Raw genomic sequence first — 14,291 nt, forward strand, 5'->3', positions numbered from 1 at the left:
CGCTGCGGGTGTTGTTCGTACGCAGCCCCACCGCTGCGCGCGTGTTCGCCGACGGGGCCGGCGTGCAGGCGCAATCGGCCGGGCTGGCCGCCGATGCCGACGTGCAGGTCACTGCGGAGCTGTTGCACGAAGCGCAGGTGGTGCTGGTGATGGAATCGCGCCACCTGCAGCTGCTGCGCAAATGCTTCGCCGCGCATCTGCGCCACTGCCGCGTGGTCTGCCTGCAGATCCCCGACGACGATGCCTGCATGGACCCGGCGCTGATCCGCCGGCTGGAACACACGGTGCCACCGCTGCTGCGTTTGCCGGCGCAGTCCTAACCTGATCCCGACACCGCGCGTGCAAGACTGCCGCTTCTTTCGCAGGAAGGAAGCGTTTCGACGATGAGCGTGCGTATCGAAGATCACGCCATGCTGGGCAACTGCCACAGCGCGGCCCTGGTCGACCACCGTGGCACCATCGACTGGCTGTGTCTGCCACGCTTCGATTCCGATGCGGTCTTCGCATCGCTGCTGGGTGACGAGCGACACGGGCAATGGGCGATGGCACCCGTAGCCGATTACCGTAGCGAACGCGCCTACGAAGACGACAGCCTGGTGCTGTGCACGCGGCTGATCGCCGATACCGGTACGGTGGAGCTGGTCGATTTCATGGCCGCCAACGAAGATGGCGAGGCGCATCAGCACCTGGTGCGTATCGTGCGCTGCGTGCAGGGCGAGGTGTCCATGCATATGCGGCTGACCCTGCGCTTCAATTACGGCCGCACCGTGCCGTGGGTGACTCGCATCGACGGTGGCATCCGCGCCATCGCCGGGCCCGACCAACTCGCGCTGCGCTCGCCGCAGCAATTGCGTGGACAGGACCTGGGTACCGAAGCCGACTTCACCTTGCGCGATGGCGAGAGCACCTGGTTCGTGCTCAGCCACGGCGCCTCGCATCTGCCTGCGCCGCCACCGATCGACCCGGAACAGGCGCGGCAACGCACCACCGCGTTCTGGCACGGCTGGGCGCGCCGCTGTACCGACGTAGGGCCATGGACCCAGCAGGTGCGCCGCTCGCTGGTGGTGCTCAAAGGTCTGAGCTATCTGCCAACCGGCGGCATTGTCGCCGCACCCACCGCATCGCTGCCCGAGCACCTGGGCGGCACCCGCAACTGGGACTACCGCTATTGCTGGCTGCGCGATTCGGTGTTCACGCTGATCGCCCTGTTGCAGGCCGGCTATCGCGACGAAGCCGCCTCGTTCCGCGACTGGGTGCAACGCACCATCGCCGGTTCGCCGGACCAGCTGCAGGCGCTGTACGGTATCGGCGGCGAGCGCCGCTTGCAGGAGTGGGAGGCGCACTGGCTACCGGGCTATGAAAATTCCGGCCCGGTGCGCATCGGCAACGGCGCGGTGGATCAGTTCCAGCTCGATGTCTATGGCGAGCTGATCGGTGCCTTGCATTACGCCCGGGAGAAGGGCGTTGCACCGCCGTCGGACGACGACGGCTCGTCGTCGGCATTGCTGGAGAACATCCTCGACGCGCTCGAGAGCCTGTGGCGTCAACCGGACGAAGGCATCTGGGAAATCCGCGACGAGCGCCGCCACTTCGTGCATTCCAAGGTAATGGCATGGTTGGCGTTCGATTGCGGCGCGCGCGATGGCATCACCAACGCCGATGCGCAAAAGCGCGCGCGCTGGGGCCGGATCGCCGAAGACATTCGCGCCGAAGTGCTGGAAAAAGGCGTGCACCCGGATGGCCACTTCGTGCAGAGCTACGGTTCCGATCGGCTGGACGCGTCGCTGTTGTTGATTCCCATCGTCGGCTTCCTGCCGCCGGAGGACCCGCGCATTGCCGCCACTGCCGACGCGATCGCACGCGAGCTGACCATCGATGGCCTGGTCGAACGCTATCGCGCCGACGACAGTGCCGACGGCCTGCCGGCCGGCGAGGGCACCTTCCTCGCTTGCAGTTTCTGGCTGGTGGAAAACTATGCCTTGATCGGCCGTACCGAGGAGGCGCGCGCGCTGCTCGAACGGCTGCTCGGGCTCTGCAACGACGTGGGCCTGCTCGCAGAAGAGTACGACCCACGTGCAAAACGCATGCTTGGCAACTTTCCCCAAGGGTATTCCCACGTGGCCCTGGTCAATGCGGCACTGCGCCTGCACGGGCGCATGGGCGAAAAGGAAACGCATCCATGAACGAGCAACAGACCACGCCGCCCTGCATCATCGTAGTGTTCGGCGCCCGCGGCGACCTGACCCGGCGGCTGGTGATGCCGGCGCTGTACAACCTGCGCCGGGCCGGTGCGCTGGGCGATGATTTCGCCATCGTCGGCATGGACCATGGCGACATCAGCGAACGCGCCTGGCGCACCAACATGGGCAAGGCGATGACGCAGCTGCTCAGCAGCCGCGATGCCGAATTCCAGACCGATGCCTTCGACACCGCCACCTGGGACTGGCTGCGCGAACGCATGCATTACCTGCGTGGCGACTTCACCGACCAGGGTGCCTACCAATCATTGGGCGGCGTGCTGGACAAGCTGCACAAGCGCTATGGCACCCAGGGCAACGTGCTGTTCTACCTGGCCACCGCTGCGCGCTTCTTCGAACCGGTCTTGCTCAACCTGGGCGAGGCTGGCCTGGTCAAGCAGCGCGAAGGCCAGGGCTGGCGCCGGGTCATCGTGGAAAAACCCTTCGGCCACGATCTGCCCAGCGCCATCGCGCTCAATGCCACCGTGGCCAAGGTGCTGCACGAGGACCAGGTGTTCCGCATCGACCATTTCCTGGGCAAGGAAACCGTGCAGAACATCCTGGCGTTCCGCTTTGCCAATGGCCTGTTCGAGCCGGTGTGGAACCGCGACCGCATCGATCATGTGCAGATCACCGCCGCCGAAACCATCGGCGTGGAAGGGCGTGGCCGCTTCTACGATCCCACCGGCTGCCTGCGCGACATGGTGCCCAATCATCTGTTCCAGCTGCTGGCGATGATCGCGATGGAACCGCCGGCGGCCTTCACCACCGAGGCGATGCACCGCCGCCGCGCCGAAGTGATCGAAGCCGTGCGCCCGATCAAACCGGAAGATGTGGTGCGCGGCCAATACGCCTCCGGCGCGGTCAATCGCAGCGCCGTGCCTGGCTATCGCGAAGAGGACACCGTGCCCGACGATTCGGATACCGAAACCTACGTGGCGATGAAACTGCAGGTCGACACCTGGCGCTGGGCCGGCGTGCCGTTCTACCTGCGCACTGGCAAGCGCCTGCGCGAACGCACCACCGAGATCGCCATCCGCTTCAAGCCCGCACCGCTGGCCCCGTTCCGCAGCACCGAAGTGGGTGGCTACGGCCCCGACTGGCTGGTGCTGCACATCCAGCCCGACGAAGGCATCTCGCTGCAGTTCGACGTCAAACGCCCCGGTGCACAGGTCGCGCTGGCGCCGGTGCGCATGGATTTCCGTTACCGCGACTGGTTTCCCAAGGAATACACCGTGGGTTACGAGCGCCTGCTGCAGGACTGCATGAACGGCGAAGCCGGCCTGTTCCAGGACGCGGCAATGGTGGAAGGCGCCTGGCGCATCGTGCAACCGATCCTGGATGCCTGGAAGCAACCGGCCAGCGACTTCCCCAACTACGCCGCCGGCAGCGCCGGCCCCTCGGCCGCCGACGCATTGCTGGCCATGAACGGCGGCCATGCCTGGCGGGCACTCACCCCCGGCCGCAAGCCACCCCCGCGCCGCCCACCGGAAGTGCGCACCAGTGCCATGACGCCAGCCGGGAAGACGCGTAAAAGCGCGGCAAAGAGGGCCACCCCTCCAACCGCAAGCCGTGCATCTACAGCTACGAAGAAAAGCACGCAAGCGTCTGCTGCATTAAAAGGCAAGGTTGCGAAAGCGGTGGTCAAGCCGGCGACCAGAAAAATTGCGAAGACAACGCGAAAGGCGGTCGGCGACCGGATCGAAGCGCAGACGTCAGCGGCCGCGCGTCCAAAACGCAAGCCGCGGAGCTGAGCCGGATGAACCGGCTGCCACAAGGCAGCTGGTTCTCGTGCAAGCCGATTGACTCGTTGCGTTCGGAATCCATGGCTGCAGAGGTGGCTGCCCGCTTTTCGGCATTCCGAGTTGCCTACGCGGCAGTGAACCCCATCCCGTTGATTTGGTCCCTGCGCTCGTTTTTCTGAGCTGCCTACGCGGCAGTGAACTCAAATCCGCCAGCAATCGTTGCTTCGCGAGTTTTCTGAGCTGCCTACGCGGCAGTGAACGCTTAAGGTGCTCGGCATCAGCGTCCATTGACTTTCTGAGCTGCCTACGCGGCAGTGAACGTTCGGCAGTCGCAGGCGCCGGTGGAGCAGCATTTCTGAGCTGCCTACGCGGCAGTGAACGTCAGCCAGACTGTCCAGCGTGAGCGCGAAAATTTCTGAGCTGCCTACGCGGCAGTGAACTCATGCGCGTTCTGCTCGGTCGCGCGCTTCCATTTCTGAGCTGCCTACGCGGCAGTGAACGCCAGCGTCAGGCGCGGCGCAGTCAGGCTCTTTTTCTGAGCTGCCTACGCGGCAGTGAACACGCTACGGACCTGTGGTCGGCCGCACGCCGTTTTCTGAGCTGCCTACGCGGCAGTGAACACAGCGCCTCTCCGCTGCGAACAGATTGGCCCTTTCTGAGCTGCCTACGCGGCAGTGAACGCCGATGCAGCGACCGCGAGAGATATCCGTAATTTCTGAGCTGCCTACGCGGCAGTGAACGTAGCCGCCGACGATGCCGGTCAAGTTGACCATTTCTGAGCTGCCTACGCGGCAGTGAACCATCCTGATCGCCATCATCGCCGCGCTCATTTTTTCTGAGCTGCCTACGCGGCAGTGAACCTCTCCGGTGAAGACCGGCACCAACTTCGGTGTTTCTGAGCTGCCTACGCGGCAGTGAACACCTGGCGGCCAATCACTGCCGGCTCGCTCATTTTCTGAGCTGCCTACGCGGCAGTGAACACCACGGCTTGGCAGGCGCGGAGCTGGTCGTCTTTCTGAGCTGCCTACGCGGCAGTGAACTGCGACCGAGCGCGATAAGCGGGCGGTCTCAATTTCTGAGCTGCCTACGCGGCAGTGAACCCAGCCCTTGCCGTGGTTGGGCCAGTTGGTCATTTCTGAGCTGCCTACGCGGCAGTGAACGGGGTCATGCGGGCAAGCGTCTACGGAGATACTTTCTGAGCTGCCTACGCGGCAGTGAACACGCGCCAGCCCTTGAACACGGTGGCGATGATTTTCTGAGCTGCCTACGCGGCAGTGAACCTGCGTGTACCCGCTTGTGCCGCCGGTATCCAGTTTCTGAGCTGCCTACGCGGCAGTGAACGGATGCCCGGTGTAAAGGTCGGAGCCGGTAAGTTTCTGAGCTGCCTACGCGGCAGTGAACCGGGCCGGCGTGGACAAAGAGCAGCTGCATAATTTCTGAGCTGCCTACGCGGCAGTGAACCGCACGCAGTGCACCGGCAAGGGTATCGCGATTTTCTGAGCTGCCTACGCGGCAGTGAACGATGGTGCCCTGCGGGTTTCCGATGATGTAGCTTTCTGAGCTGCCTACGCGGCAGTGAACGCTGCTGGAAGGCCAGGATCCCATTGCAGAACTTTCTGAGCTGCCTACGCGGCAGTGAACTCGGCCCGGCAGTGCTGCCGGACTTGCTCAATTTTCTGAGCTGCCTACGCGGCAGTGAACGGATGATAAGCAATCATGCCTTTGGGGCCCTTTTTCTGAGCTGCCTACGCGGCAGTGAACCATGCCAGCGTAGTTGGCGCGTCCCGTGTTCTTTTCTGAGCTGCCTACGCGGCAGTGAACTACGACAACGGCCTGGATGTTGATCGCATCGCTTTCTGAGCTGCCTACGCGGCAGTGAACTCGAATCCAAAACCGCGATCAATCATCAATCATTTCTGAGCTGCCTACGCGGCAGTGAACAATTCCCGCCGCCATCGCGCGCGCGGCGTCCTTTTCTGAGCTGCCTACGCGGCAGTGAACCCCCTGGCGGAAGCCGGGGGTTTTGCTTTTGCTTTCTGAGCTGCCTACGCGGCAGTGAACGCTTACTCCCGTAAAGCTGCCCTCGCCGACCATTTCTGAGCTGCCTACGCGGCAGTGAACATGATGTCGCGATGGGAGGCCAACGGGTATTCTTTCTGAGCTGCCTACGCGGCAGTGAACCTCGCGCGTTTCGATGGCGCGCCCATAGCCCATTTCTGAGCTGCCTACGCGGCAGTGAACGCGGCACCGTTCTGCCCGCCGTTTACCCTCTCTTTCTGAGCTGCCTACGCGGCAGTGAACGCTCAGGTGTCACCTGTCAACAGCCACTGCCATTTCTGAGCTGCCTACGCGGCAGTGAACTCTCATAGCGCCTCATGTCTTCTCAAGACGTGTTTCTGAGCTGCCTACGCGGCAGTGAACCCGTCTATCACCCACCCCTAGTGATCGCGCAATTTCTGAGCTGCCTACGCGGCAGTGAACCAGAATTTCAGAAAGTATACGGCACGCGATGATTTCTGAGCTGCCTACGCGGCAGTGAACGTTTCTCCCGGATCCGCATCATCAATAGGCTTTTTCTGAGCTGCCTACGCGGCAGTGAACCTCACGCCCGAGGAGTTTCGCGGCTACCTTAATTTCTGAGCTGCCTACGCGGCAGTGAACGAGCAGCATCAGCGGGTCCTTGTTCTCTTGCGTTTCTGAGCTGCCTACGCGGCAGTGAACATGTTGTCGTCGTCAGGTCGCATCCTGGTCGGTTTCTGAGCTGCCTACGCGGCAGTGAACGCGTGTGGCGACATTTCTTTAATGGATCTTCGCGGATCACTGTGGGTGCAATCGAGCATTTTCGGGTAGCGCGGGCAGGAAGCTGGCGATGATCTTGAGCCTCAGGAACTCCTCGTCGCGATAGCCGTAGGCGCTGCGCTGGATGACCCGGATCTTGTTGTTGAGCCCTTCCACCAGGCCGAGGCTGACCTTGTTCTCCGGCCTGCAGTACGCCGCGATGCCGTCCCAGTGCCGCTCGATCATCCCCACGAACGTCTGGTAGGGCGCCAGCCGCTGCCAGCGCAGACTCTGCTTCCAGCGCTCGAAGAACTCCCGTGCACCTCGCTCGGTGCGGTAGCTCCACAGCTGCCCGAAGGACTCTTTCAGCAGGTACGCCGTGTTCAGACGTTTGTTGGCCGCCAGCAGCTTGGCGAGCGCCTTCCGACCGTCCAGGGTAAGGTTTTCGCGATTGCTCAGCAGGGTGTAACGCTGGCCCTTGATGTAACTGCGATCCTGGCCTTGAAGGCGCTTGTACTCGTCGCGCCGCACCTGATCGAGCGCGTCGGACAGGTGGCGCATGATGTGGAATTTGTCGAACACGATGCTGGCGTTGGGCGCGTTCTTGCCCACCGAGTTGCGAAACGGCCGCCACATGTCCATCACCGCCACGTCGATGCCAGCACTGCGTTTTGGGCCCAATTCGGCGAAGAACTGGTCGATGTCCGCCTCGGTGCGCCCACTGCCGCCGAACCAGATCGGTCGGCCGCGCTCCAGATCGCTGACCACAACGCGGTAGTCATGGCCTTTGTGGATCGCGATCTCGTCGATGCCGATGGCGCGCGGCGCCGGCGTCCCCGCCCGGCGCACCTGCTCGGCCATGTACAGCTTGGACAGCTCCTTGACCGTGCTGTCGTGCAGGCGCTCCAGCTCGGCCACGGCCTTGTGCGTCATGCTTCGGCACAGATTGCCCACATGCAGGGCGAATCGCTCGGTGTAGCGCGGATTCTTGGCCAGCCAGTCCAGCCGCTCTACGTGCACGCCGCCGCACCCCGGGCAATCGACCCGCCAGCGCTCAAACTCCACGAACAGCATCCAGCCGGCCGCCCGCAAGTCGCGGGCGCGGCACAGGCGCTTGTCGTAGCGGCTGCGACACCGATGGCCACAGTTGGAACACACGGCCGTTTTTTTCGGCGCCGCAAGGTCACGATCCGCGCCTTCGGGGCGCCGAACACGCCCTTGAGCGTGGACTCCGCCGCGAAGCCAGGGAAGGAAAACAACTCACTCAGCCGACGGCCCGTTTTCATGCAGAACACCGCGTCAAGAAGTCAGCACAGGATGTACCACCTTCTGGGACGGTGGAAAGGGCCTGTTTCCAAGGCTCAACGCAGATTCAGGGGCCTCAAGGCACCCACACGAATCCGCGATGAGCCTCTTTAATTTCGAACATTTTCTGAGCTGCCTACGCGGCAGTGAACGCCAAATAACCGCCACCGCCATTAGTCAACACTTTCTGAGCTGCCTACGCGGCAGTGAACATCGTCACCGGCTGGCGGGCGGCGATGTATTCTTTCTGAGCTGCCTACGCGGCAGTGAACTCAACCACGCCCAAATCATCATGCTTGATAGCTTTCTGAGCTGCCTACGCGGCAGTGAACCGAAACACGCGCCTTACCAATATGCAAGATTTTTTCTGAGCTGCCTACGCGGCAGTGAACTCTCCTAGTTGACCAAGTTCGATAACTTCATTTTTCTGAGCTGCCTACGCGGCAGTGAACGAACGCAAAACAAACATTTACTTCTCCTTATTTTTCTGAGCTGCCTACGCGGCAGTGAACGCTTCGTGAATTGGTTTGCTTGGGTTTTGTTAGTTTCTGAGCTGCCTACGCGGCAGTGAACAAGGCCCGAATCCTGCTGCTGTGGGTGGATGATTTCTGAGCTGCCTACGCGGCAGTGAACGTGCCTGCTTTGCAGCCATACTTGACGGCAATTTTCTGAGCTGCCTACGCGGCAGTGAACGTTAACATGGGCTGTATTGCAGACGCCCGCTATTTCTGAGCTGCCTACGCGGCAGTGAACCCAGGTCCACATAGTCATCTGGCTTGCCGCTTTTTCTGAGCTGCCTACGCGGCAGTGAACTTCTGCATTTTACGTAGATCGTTGCGCTACGTTTTCTGAGCTGCCTACGCGGCAGTGAACGCACGCCGGAACGTGACCAGCTTTACCACATGTTTCTGAGCTGCCTACGCGGCAGTGAACACCGAAGGCGCCGGAACCAAATGGTGTGCCATTTCTGAGCTGCCTACGCGGCAGTGAACGATGACGGCGATGAATTCTATGCGTGCCCGAATTTCTGAGCTGCCTACGCGGCAGTGAACAGGGGCGCCACTGGGGCGCCCCTTCTTTTTGAGTTTCTGAGCTGCCTACGCGGCAGTGAACGGTTTTCAAAGTGAGCTACGAGTCGGCGCTAATTTCTGAGCTGCCTACGCGGCAGTGAACTACGGCTATTATGGAAATTACAGAACTGCGAATTTCTGAGCTGCCTACGCGGCAGTGAACACTGCCGACGACCAGGCCGGCACCGTGGTTCCTTTCTGAGCTGCCTACGCGGCAGTGAACTGGTCACCATCGCGCAGATCGCAGAGCGGCTATTTCTGAGCTGCCTACGCGGCAGTGAACGGAATCCACCTTCAGTGAGCGCGGGTCCACAATTTCTGAGCTGCCTACGCGGCAGTGAACGCAGTGCTGGCAAGGAATCCAGAATTTCCGTTTTTCTGAGCTGCCTACGCGGCAGTGAACAATTGCTTGCACCGAACGCGCCGGAACCAAATTTTCTGAGCTGCCTACGCGGCAGTGAACGCGCGATTTGCGCCATACCGCCAGATGCAGCTTTTCTGAGCTGCCTACGCGGCAGTGAACAGTGCAACCTGGCCGACTCGGCCTGACCGTTTTTTCTGAGCTGCCTACGCGGCAGTGAACACCGAGTTTCCTACATGCTCGGCGCGCAGCTATTTCTGAGCTGCCTACGCGGCAGTGAACCCCTGTGCCAGCAGAAGGGCGTGACCATCAATTTTCTGGCTCATCGCGGATTCGTGTGGGTGCCTTGAGGCCCCTGAATCTGCGTTGAGCCTTGGAAACAGGCCCTTTCCACCGTCCCAGAAGGTGGTACATCCTGTGCTGACTTCTTGACGCGGTGTTCTGCATGAAAACGGGCCGTCGGCTGAGTGAGTTGTTTTCCTTCCCTGGCTTTGCGGCGGGGTCCACGCTCAAGGGCGTGTTCGGCGCCCCGAAGGCGCGGATCGTGACCTTGCGGCGCCGAAAAAAACGGCCGTGTGTTCCAACTGTGGCCATCGGTGTCGCAGCCGCTACGACAAGCGCCTGTGCCGCGCCCGCGACTTGCGGGCGGCCGGCTGGATGCTGTTCGTGGAGTTCGAGCGCTGGCGGGTCGATTGCCCGGGGTGCGGCGGCGTGCACGTAGAGCGGCTGGACTGGCTGGCCAAGAATCCGCGCTACACCGAGCGATTCGCCCTGCATGTGGGCAATCTGTGCCGGAGCATGACGCACAAGGCCGTGGCTGAGCTGGAGCGCCTGCACGACAGCACGGTCAAGGAGCTGTCCAAGCTGTACATGGCCGAGCAGGTGCGCCGGGCGGGGACGCCGGCGCCGCGCGCCATCGGCATCGACGAGATCGCGATCCACAAGGGCCATGACTACCGCGTTGTGGTCAGCGATCTGGAGCGCGGCCGACCGATCTGGTTCGGCGGCAGTGGGCGCACCGAGGCGGACATCGACCAGTTCTTCGCCGAATTGGGCCCAAAACGTAGCGCCGGCATCGACGTGGCGGTGATGGACATGTGGCGGCCGTTTCGCAACTCGGTGGGCAAGAACGTGCCCAACGCCAGCATCGTGTTCGACAAATTCCACATCATGCGCCACCTGTCCGACGCGCTCGATCAGGTGCGGCGCGACGAGTACAAGCGCCTTCAAGGCCAGGATCGCAGTTACATCAAGGGCCAGCGTTACACCCTGCTGAGCAACCGCGAAAACCTTACCCTGGACGGTCGAAAGGCGCTCGCCAAGTTGCTGGCGGCCAACAAACGTCTGAACACGGCGTACCTGCTGAAAGAGTCCTTCGGGCAGCTGTGGAGCTACCGCACCGAGCGAGGTGCACGGGAGTTCTTCGAGCGCTGGAAGCAGAGTCTGCGCTGGCAGCGGCTTGCGCCCTACCAGACGTTCGTGGGGATGATCGAGCGGCACTGGGACGGCATCGCGGCGTACTGCAGGCCGGAGAACAAGGTCAGCCTCGGCCTGGTGGAAGGGCTCAACAACAAGATCCGGGTCATCCAGCGCAGCGCCTACGGCTATCGCGACGAGGAGTTCCTGAGGCTCAAGATCATCGCCAGCTTCCTGCCCGCGCTACCCGAAAATGCTCGATTGCACCCACAGTGATCCGCGAAGACCCAATTTTCTGAGCTGCCTACGCGGCAGTGAACAAGATAATGGGGATATCGTGGAGACGGTGGGGTTTCTGAGCTGCCTACGCGGCAGTGAACTTAGCGAAACAGCTTGGCCTAGTGGCGCCTGTTTTCTGAGCTGCCTACGCGGCAGTGAACGGAAAGACTTGCCGACTTCCAATTGCTCGAAATTTCTGAGCTGCCTACGCGGCAGTGAACCGCCCACGCGGCTGGCCAGCGCATCACCAGGTTTTCTGAGCTGCCTACGCGGCAGTGAACGACCAGGCTTGCGCCAAAGCGTTGCAGGCTTTTTTCTGAGCTGCCTACGCGGCAGTGAACACGAACAATCCGGCAATTCCGGACAGTTGCACTTTCTGAGCTGCCTACGCGGCAGTGAACCAAACCGTCAACCCCAGCGCAGTGAGCGTCTCTTTCTGAGCTGCCTACGCGGCAGTGAACTGGCGCCATGTCCACCGGGCACTGCACCAGCTTTTCTGAGCTGCCTACGCGGCAGTGAACATCACTGCCATTGATGGTCACACCCCGCTGCTTTTCTGAGCTGCCTACGCGGCAGTGAACAAGGGTAGGTTCGGGTTCGTGGCGGTGCCTGTTTTCTGAGCTGCCTACGCGGCAGTGAACTCCTGCATTTTACGTAGATCGTTGCGCTACGTTTTCTGAGCTGCCTACGCGGCAGTGAACGACGGGGCGAAGGGTAGGTTCGGGTTCGTGGCTTTCTGAGCTGCCTACGCGGCAGTGAACGCAGCCACCGGATGCGATTCCGCCATCACCTTTTTCTGAGCTGCCTACGCGGCAGTGAACCTCCGCGAGTACGACGACGCAAAGAAGGCCAATTTCTGAGCTGCCTACGCGGCAGTGAACTATTGAATGTTTACACCAGCTGAATTTCGGCATTTCTGAGCTGCCTACGCGGCAGTGAACGCCGGAACCGTCATGATCGCCTGTCGCAAGACTTTCTGAGCTGCCTACGCGGCAGTGAACTGATGATTTCGCCGGGATCGCCCCAAATTTCGTTTCTGAGCTGCCTACGCGGCAGTGAACGATGAATTGGAATTAGCGAAACAGCTTGGCCTTTTCTGAGCTGCCTACGCGGCAGTGAACCGGGATAAATTCACGTTCACGGCTGGTTCCATTTTCTGAGCTGCCTACGCGGCAGTGAACGTCAGCGCCGGCCGGAAGGCTCGCCAGGTCGGTTTCTGAGCTGCCTACGCGGCAGTGAACGCCCACCGGAAGCACAGCCGCACGAACCCAATTTTCTGAGCTGCCTACGCGGCAGTGAACGGATCATCCCACCAGCCCCCGGTTACGACAATTTTCTGAGCTGCCTACGCGGCAGTGAACACGCCTCCGCCGGATTCCTTCGGGTTTAACCTTTTCTGAGCTGCCTACGCGGCAGTGAACGGTGCGCCCCTTCAGCAGCGACACAGCCCACCTTTCTGAGCTGCCTACGCGGCAGTGAACGCGGATCGCCGCCGGGTTCGCGAACTGCGTCATTTCTGAGCTGCCTACGCGGCAGTGAACGCGCAGGCCCGATTGTTCGCAGTCTTGCGACATTTCTGAGCTGCCTACGCGGCAGTGAACAGTGCGGAAGGAAGGGTCAGGCTACCGGGTTTTTTCTGAGCTGCCTACGCGGCAGTGAACATCAGGATGTTATCCGTTATGTTCAGTCGAATTTTCTGAGCTGCCTACGCGGCAGTGAACCGTACCGGCTAGTTCAGGAAATAAATTTCAGTTTTCTGAGCTGCCTACGCGGCAGTGAACATGCAGGCGGGCAAGTTCCCCAAGCCGCACAATTTCTGAGCTGCCTACGCGGCAGTGAACCTGAACTGGCGCGACAACCCGTTCTTCCCGAATTTCTGAGCTGCCTACGCGGCAGTGAACGAGTAAGCGGCGCTAAAGCTGCGGCGCTTGTGTTTCTGAGCTGCCTACGCGGCAGTGAACCACAGATTCGCAATTGCACTACCTTCGAATCTTTTCTGAGCTGCCTACGCGGCAGTGAACATACGTTGCAGGGGTTAGCGGAACTGACCGGATTTCTGAGCTGCCTACGCGGCAGTGAACTGCCGGACCCGGGACCGCTGGTCGCTCAACCCTTTCTGAGCTGCCTACGCGGCAGTGAACTCCAAAGCCTGGGACGGGTCTTGGTTTTCCCTTTTCTGAGCTGCCTACGCGGCAGTGAACTCGGTCAGGATCTGGTAGCCCTGCGCGTACACTTTCTGAGCTGCCTACGCGGCAGTGAACCCGGGTGAGCGCCGGAACCGCTCCGCGAACTGTTTTCTGAGCTGCCTACGCGGCAGTGAACCGGGCGTCAGCTTCCTGACGGTGCCTTTGCTTTTTCTGAGCTGCCTACGCGGCAGTGAACTCACCATCCTCCAGCGCGTCGCCAGGCGCGACTTTCTGAGCTGCCTACGCGGCAGTGAACTCTGTCGTTCCCGTGACCGCAAATGCTGTAACTTTCTGAGCTGCCTACGCGGCAGTGAACGCCATTCCCGGCGTGCGCCGCACGCTTGCAGATTTCTGAGCTGCCTACGCGGCAGTGAACGAGCTAGTGTCAATTACCGTTCGTCGGGTTCTTTTCTGAGCTGCCTACGCGGCAGTGAACATCGGCTGCCACAGCAGGTTGCTGCCGTCAGTTTTCTGAGCTGCCTACGCGGCAGTGAACGTCGCTGTGAGCGGCTACACGGTGTGCCTGCATTTCTGAGCTGCCTACGCGGCAGTGAACCCAGTGTTGGGGCAGGGCCAGCGCTTTGCACTTTTCTGAGCTGCCTACGCGGCAGTGAACCCCGTAGTGAGATTGATTACGAGGGACTGCTTTTTCTGAGCTGCCTACGCGGCAGTGAACGACGTGCATGAGGACGTGGTAGCTAGTGGGCTTTTCTGAGCTGCCTACGCGGCAGTGAACTTTTTGTGCGTAGTCGTCTGCCACGTCGTCATTTTCTGAGCTGCCTACGCGGCAGTGAACACGCTGAAATGCTTTGCGTGACCATCTCCGAATTTCTGAGCTGCCTACGCGGCAGTGAACGTCGGCGTCGCGGCCTTTCTCGCGGCTCGCCATTTCTGAGCTGCCTACGCGGCAGTGA

The 14,291-nt window shown here is 61.4% G+C and carries 5 protein-coding genes and 3 CRISPR repeat arrays (1 of these 8 running past the window's edge); of the genes, 4 read left to right on the forward strand and 1 reads right to left on the reverse strand.

Translation table 11 applies throughout. The features are described from left to right. Positions 1 to 8 precede the first annotated feature (8 nt). The 3 genes from ACCQ13_RS01320 to zwf all read left to right on the forward strand — a co-directional run bounded on the left by ACCQ13_RS01320 (position 9) and on the right by zwf (position 3,991). Positions 9 to 320 carry a phosphotyrosine protein phosphatase gene (locus tag ACCQ13_RS01320; RefSeq protein WP_372372333.1) on the forward strand — a complete coding sequence of 104 codons (312 nt, stop codon included), beginning with the start codon at positions 9 to 11 and terminating at the stop codon, positions 318 to 320. A 63-nt stretch (positions 321 to 383) separates the two neighbouring features. Further along, complete coding sequence (locus ACCQ13_RS01325; RefSeq protein ID WP_167526804.1) at positions 384 to 2,183, forward strand: glycoside hydrolase family 15 protein; 1,800 nt, start codon at positions 384 to 386, stop codon at positions 2,181 to 2,183. Further along, complete coding sequence (zwf, locus tag ACCQ13_RS01330) at positions 2,180 to 3,991, forward strand: glucose-6-phosphate dehydrogenase (RefSeq protein WP_167526805.1); 1,812 nt, start codon at positions 2,180 to 2,182, stop codon at positions 3,989 to 3,991. Before ACCQ13_RS01325 ends, zwf begins: the two co-directional genes overlap by 4 nt. 103 nt (positions 3,992 to 4,094) lie before the next feature. After that, positions 4,095 to 6,763: direct repeats of the CRISPR family, unit length 28 nt; unit sequence TTTCTGAGCTGCCTACGCGGCAGTGAAC. A 36-nt stretch (positions 6,764 to 6,799) separates the two neighbouring features. On the opposite strand, the gene ACCQ13_RS01335 is transcribed toward zwf, so the two are convergent. Then, a complete protein-coding gene (locus ACCQ13_RS01335; RefSeq protein WP_159406429.1) occupies positions 6,800 to 7,918 on the reverse strand; it encodes an ISL3 family transposase in 1,119 nt (372 codons plus the stop codon). Between the two features lie 271 nt (positions 7,919 to 8,189). Next, a CRISPR array of direct repeats spans positions 8,190 to 9,778; the repeat unit is 28 nt; unit sequence TTTCTGAGCTGCCTACGCGGCAGTGAAC. A 291-nt stretch (positions 9,779 to 10,069) separates the two neighbouring features. Here ACCQ13_RS01335 and ACCQ13_RS01340 point away from each other — a divergent pair. Beyond that, on the forward strand, positions 10,070 to 11,188 hold the full coding sequence (locus ACCQ13_RS01340; RefSeq protein WP_159407655.1) for an ISL3 family transposase: 1,119 nt from the start codon (positions 10,070 to 10,072) through the stop codon (positions 11,186 to 11,188). 16 nt (positions 11,189 to 11,204) lie between these two features. Beyond that, a CRISPR array of direct repeats spans positions 11,205 to 14,291; the repeat unit is 28 nt; unit sequence TTTCTGAGCTGCCTACGCGGCAGTGAAC (it continues 3,665 nt past the right edge of the window).

Source organism: Xanthomonas sp. NCPPB 1638 (assembly GCF_041475635.2).
Taxonomy (GTDB): Bacteria; Pseudomonadota; Gammaproteobacteria; order Xanthomonadales; family Xanthomonadaceae; genus Xanthomonas; species Xanthomonas cucurbitae.

Excerpts from the sequence above, each read along its gene's own strand:
- zwf (WP_167526805.1), top strand. The coding sequence starts at position 2,180 with ATGAACGAGCAACAGACCACGCCGCCCTGCATCATCGTAGTGTTCGGC.
- ACCQ13_RS01325 (WP_167526804.1), top strand. The coding sequence starts at position 384 with ATGAGCGTGCGTATCGAAGATCACGCCATGCTGGGCAACTGCCACAGC.